Source organism: Streptomyces sp. WELS2, assembly GCF_013870595.1.
Classification (GTDB): Bacteria; Actinomycetota; Actinomycetes; order Streptomycetales; family Streptomycetaceae; genus Streptomyces.
On the sequence record NZ_JACBWZ010000488.1, the window covers coordinates 1 to 4,748 of the forward strand.

Sequence of the window (4,748 nt, forward strand, 5' to 3'; positions counted from 1 at the left end):
CGCAGGACCTGACCATGTCGGGCAAGCGGCACGGCTTCCACGCCAAGTGGAGGCAGCTGTTCGGCAAGGCGCCGGACGCCCGGCTGCGGACCGGTTCCACCACGAAGATCATGACGGCGCTCGTGGTGCTGTCGCAGCGCAACGTGGACCTCGGGAAGAAGGTGAAGATCAAGAAGGAGTACACCGACTACGTCATCGACCCGGCGACGCACACCCAGCGCTACTCCAGCGCCAACCTGCTCCTCGGTGACTCGATGTCGGTGGGCGACCTGCTGTACGGCCTGATGCTGCCGTCGGGCTGCGACGCGGCCTACGCGCTGGCGGACACCTACGGCACCGGCTCCACGACGGCCCAGCGGACCAAGTCGTTCATCGCCAAGATGAACGGCAAGGCGCACGAACTGGGCCTGAACAACACCCACTTCGACTCCTTCGACGGGGTGTCCAACGGCAAGAACTACTCCTCGCCGCGCGATCTGGCCAAGCTGGCCGGGGCCGCGCTGAAGAACAAGACGTTCAAGAAGGTCGTCGGCACCAAGGTCTACAGCGACATGAAGTCGTACCGGCCCGGCGGCGGAACGCACGCCATGGCGCCCTGGAAGAACTCCAACACGCTCCTCAGCACCTACCGGGGCGCGTTCGGCGTGAAGACGGGCTCCGGGCCGGAGGCCAAGTTCTGCCTGGTGTTCGCGGCCACCCGCGGCTCCAAGACGGTCGTCGGCTCGGTCCTCGCGGCGAGCTCGGCGGACCAGCGGTTCAAGGACGCGACGAAGATCCTGGACTACGGCTTCACGCGCTAGCGCGGGCCCCGCAAGCCGGGCCCGCGGACCAGTGGCCGCGGGCCCGGCGACAGCGGCAGGAACCGCTCCCTCGTGTTACGACAGCTGGGACTGGACCTGGGAGGAGATCAGTTCCAGGTGGTCCAGGTCGCCGAGGTCCAGTACCTGGAGGTAGATCCGGCGGGAGCCGACCTCGGCGTACCGGCCGATCTTCTCGACGACCTCGGCCGGGGAACCGGCCAGCCCGTTGGCCTTCAGTTCGTCCACCTCACGGCCGATCGCGGCGGCGCGCCGGGCCACCTCCCGGTCGTCCTTGCCGACGCACACCACGAGCGCATTGGAGTACACCAGGTCGTCCGCGTCCCGGCCGGCCTCCACGGCGGCGGCCCGCACCCGGCCGAACTGCCGCTCGCTGTCCTCCACCGAGGCGAACGGGATGTTGAACTCGTCGGCGTACCGCGCGGCCAGCCGCGGCGTGCGGGTCGCGCCGTGGCCGCCGATCAGTACGGGGATCTTCCGCTGCGCGGGCTTGGGCAGCGCCGGCGACCCGGTGAGGTCGTAGTACGTCCCGTGGAAGTCGAACGTCTTGCCGACCTCGGTCGCCCACAGCCCGGTGACGATCGCCAGCTGCTCCTCCAGCCGGGCGAACTTCTCCTTCGGGAACGGGATGCCGTACGCCTTGTGCTCCTCCTCGAACCAGCCCGCGCCGAGGCCGAGTTCGACCCGGCCGCCGGACATCTGGTCGACCTGGGCGACCTGGATGGCGAGCACGCCGGGCAGCCGGAAGGTGCCGGCCGTCATCAGCGTGCCGAGGCGGATGCGCTTGGTCTCGCGGGCCAGGCCGGCCAGCGTGATCCAGGCGTCCGTGGGGCCGGGCAGGCCGTCCACGTTGCCCATGCGCAGATAGTGGTCCGAGCGGAAGAAGGCGTCGAACCCGAGGTCCTCGGTGGCCTTGGCCACGGTGAGCAGGGTGTCGTAGGTGGCCCCTTGCTGGGGCTCGGTGAAGATTCGCAGGTCCATACACCTATCCTGCACGGCGCCGCGCGCGTCGACCTCACGGGTACCTCCCGGCGCGGCCGAGTCCGCTCGGGTGAAACGCGCCCGCCGGCACTCCGGGCCCGGCACGCGGAGCCCCCGCCGGACCAGCGGGGGCTCCGGTGACCGAGACGCCTCGGGCTACCCGGCGGGCTGGTTCGGTGTGTTCGGTGTGTTCGGCTGAGCCGGCTCGTTGGGTGTGTTGGGTGTGTTGGGTGTGTTCGGCTGAGCGGGCTCGTTCGGCGTATTCGGCTTGTTCGGTTCGTTCGGCGTGTTCGGCGTGTTGGGCTTGTTCGGCTGGGTCCCCTCACCGGGCTTCGTCTCACCACCCGGCTGGGTCTCACCACCGGGCTTCGTCTCACCACCCGGCTGGGTCTCACCACCCGGCTGGGTCTCACCACCCGGCTTCGTCTCACCACCAGGCTTCGTCTCACCACCAGGCTTCGTCTCACCACCCGGCTGGGTCTCACCACCCGGCTTCGTCTCCCCACCCGGCTTCGTCTCACCACCCGGCTTCGTCTCACCACCCGGCTGGGTCTCCCCACCAGGCTTCGTCTCCCCGCCAGGCTTCGTCTCGCCACCCGGCTGGGTCTCCCCACCGGGCTTCGTCTCCCCACCGGGCTTCGTCTGACCACCCGGCTGCGGCTGGCCATTCTGTGTCCCGGTGCCCTGGTTGACGGGCCCGTTGACGGTTGAATTGATTATTTGGTTGATGTTGTTGGTGACCTGCTGCTGGATCTGCGTCAGGACCGTCGTCGGCACACCGAGGCTCTGCGCCTTCGCCTGTGCGGCCGCCACGCCTTTCGCCTTCGCCTGCTGCGGGGACGCGCCCCGCTTGATGGCCGCTTGAGCCGCGCTCGTCGCGGCGGCCACGACGGCGGACGTCTGCTTTCCGCCGGCCGAGTTGCCCGTGCAGGTTACGGAACCCACACGGAAGGTGCCTGTTCCCGTGACCGCCATCGGTCCGATACGGCCGTCGGAGGAAGAGCGTGCGGACGCCCCACCGGGGGTGACGGTGAATTTCTGGTCGGGAGCGAATCCACTGCCCGTCAGGGTTCCCCCCGCGACCCGGCAAGTCGGGGTCGGGGCGGCGGAGGCCGGACCCACCGTGCCGGTGACCGCTCCGCTGACCAGCGCGGCCACCGCGGCAGCGCTCAGCACTGATTTCCCTCGCATGAAGCTCTCCTCTGCTGGCGTTTCAATTTCAGCGACAGAGACGTCTCGACGGACACCAGCACGCTAACCCGGCTCCTCCAACGACGCATCTAGAGTTGCAGGCACCGGCGAGGGGTCAGTATTATTCAACTTTCCTTCGAGGTGACAGAATGAAAACGGCGACGCTACGCATCATTTCGGTTGCCACAGCAATCCTTTTCTGCGTGGCAACGAGTATTTCGGCCGCTGCGGAGAGTAGGACCGCTTCCTCGTCGCAGCTCAAGTGCTACCGAACCATTCGCGACCTGAATTCGGTCGTGTGTTATCGAATGTCCTACCGGCCACTGCTGCAAGACGGCCGGATCACATTCGTCCCATTCCTCGTCCAAGTGCCCACACCCGCGAATCCCCCGCAGGTGACGACCGTCGGCGAACTCCCGTCGACCTGATACCGGCACCTGGTGCGCCACAAGTGCACGGGCGCGGGCGCGCTGGTCACACGCCGAACGGGCTGTCCTGGGCGTCCTCCGGCACCATCGCCGCCCGTGCCGCCAGTTTGCGCAGCATCTCCAGCACGCGGTCGCGGGACTCGTCGGCCGCGTCGATCGCCTCCATGCACTGCCAGTACGTCGTCTCGTCCACGGCGGCGCTGGCCATGCCCACCAGTGATATGCCGACCTCGCCGAGCAGACCGCCGAGGCAGAGCAGGGTCTCGCGGGCGTCCTCCAGTTCGGTGAGCTGGGCGGCGCGCAGGTCGCCGGGGTCGAGTTCGGGCGGGTCCAGGACGCCGCAGCCCCGGCCCGCCAGCTCCGTCAGCCCCAGCGCTTCGCCGCGCAGTTCCGGCGGGCCGGAGACCGCGAGGCGGCTCCCGATCGCCTGGGCCAGGGCCTGCGCCTGCCACACCTCCGCCATCATCTCCCCGGCATCGGCGCCGGCCGCAAGGGCCCGCCTGCTCGCCAGGATGAGCCGTACCGCATCCATACGATGCCCCCGTCCGTCCGCCGCACCCCGTCGGCACGGCCTCCTGAACTCACCTGTCCACTACCCAGAGTGAGGGTCGTTGAGGCGAAAAGCCAGAGGAAGACGGAAATTAGTGGACAACAATTCGGATTCGTCACGCGACTTGACTGCGGAGAGTAATAACGGAACCTATGAGTCCGCCTGTTGCCGCCCGCCTCCGGTGCCCGGAACCGGGAAGCGGTGTTCGTTGCGGTCGATCTTGGCGGCCAGCGCGGCCAGCGGATCGATGCCGAGGACCTCGCAGAACTGGAGCAGGTAGGCCAGCACATCGGCGACCTCGTCGGTCACCCGGTGCGCCGTGCCCACGTCGTCCATCACCCGCTCGGACTCCTCCGGGGTGAGCCACTGGAAGATCTCGACCAGTTCGGACGCCTCCACCGAGAGGGCGGCGACGAGGTTCTTGGGCGTGTGGTACGGCTGCCAGTTCCGCGCGGCGGCGAACTCGGCCAGTCTGCGCTGGAGGGCGGCCAGGTCGGGGTGTTCGGTCACGTGTTCAGGTGTACCACCGTGACGCCCGGGGTCCCGGCGGCCCATGAGGCGTCGTGCACGGCGGCCACGCACCGGATGTGTCCGCGCCGGCCCATCCGGGCGGCCGTCAGCAGCAGTTCCCGGCGCTGGACGGGATCCAGGCCCCGGTCGAAGCCGTCGGCGAGGACGGTGAGGGTGCGCAGGGCGTCGGGCACCTCGCCGGGGGCGTCCATGTCGAGCACGCCCGGCCCGGTCAGCAGCACCAGGGCCAGCGCCAGGTAGCGCAGTTCG

5 protein-coding genes and 1 pseudogene are annotated in these 4,748 nt (G+C 68.9%); 1 reads left to right on the plus strand and 5 read right to left on the minus strand.

Annotated features, from left to right (window positions below; all coding sequences use genetic code 11):
- Nucleotides 1-14 precede the first annotated feature (14 nt).
- Nucleotides 15-800, plus strand: a complete 786-nt coding sequence (locus tag H5J33_RS23885) for a D-alanyl-D-alanine carboxypeptidase family protein (protein ID WP_181796952.1) — start codon at nucleotides 15-17, stop codon at nucleotides 798-800.
- Nucleotides 801-875: 75 nt separating this feature from the next.
- Here the strand turns inward: H5J33_RS23885 and H5J33_RS23890 are convergent, their stop codons facing one another.
- The 5 genes and pseudogenes from H5J33_RS23890 to H5J33_RS23910 all read right to left on the minus strand — a co-directional run.
- Nucleotides 876-1,799 (minus strand): LLM class F420-dependent oxidoreductase, encoded by a 924-nt coding sequence (locus H5J33_RS23890; protein ID WP_181796953.1) that lies wholly within the window; start codon nucleotides 1,797-1,799, stop codon nucleotides 876-878.
- Between the two features lie 156 nt (nucleotides 1,800-1,955).
- Nucleotides 1,956-2,990, minus strand: coding sequence for a hypothetical protein (locus tag H5J33_RS23895; protein ID WP_181796954.1), 1,035 nt, complete (start codon nucleotides 2,988-2,990; stop codon nucleotides 1,956-1,958).
- A gap of 474 nt (nucleotides 2,991-3,464) precedes the next feature.
- A complete protein-coding gene (locus H5J33_RS23900; protein WP_181796955.1) occupies nucleotides 3,465-3,950 on the minus strand; it encodes a DUF6099 family protein in 486 nt (161 codons plus the stop codon).
- A 168-nt stretch (nucleotides 3,951-4,118) separates the two neighbouring features.
- Nucleotides 4,119-4,523, minus strand: a complete 405-nt coding sequence (locus H5J33_RS23905; protein ID WP_181796956.1) for a nucleotide pyrophosphohydrolase — start codon at nucleotides 4,521-4,523, stop codon at nucleotides 4,119-4,121.
- A pseudogene (locus tag H5J33_RS23910) lies at nucleotides 4,475-4,748 on the minus strand (ATP-binding protein); the annotation flags it as partial. The pseudogene H5J33_RS23910 and the gene H5J33_RS23905, both read right to left, overlap by 49 nt.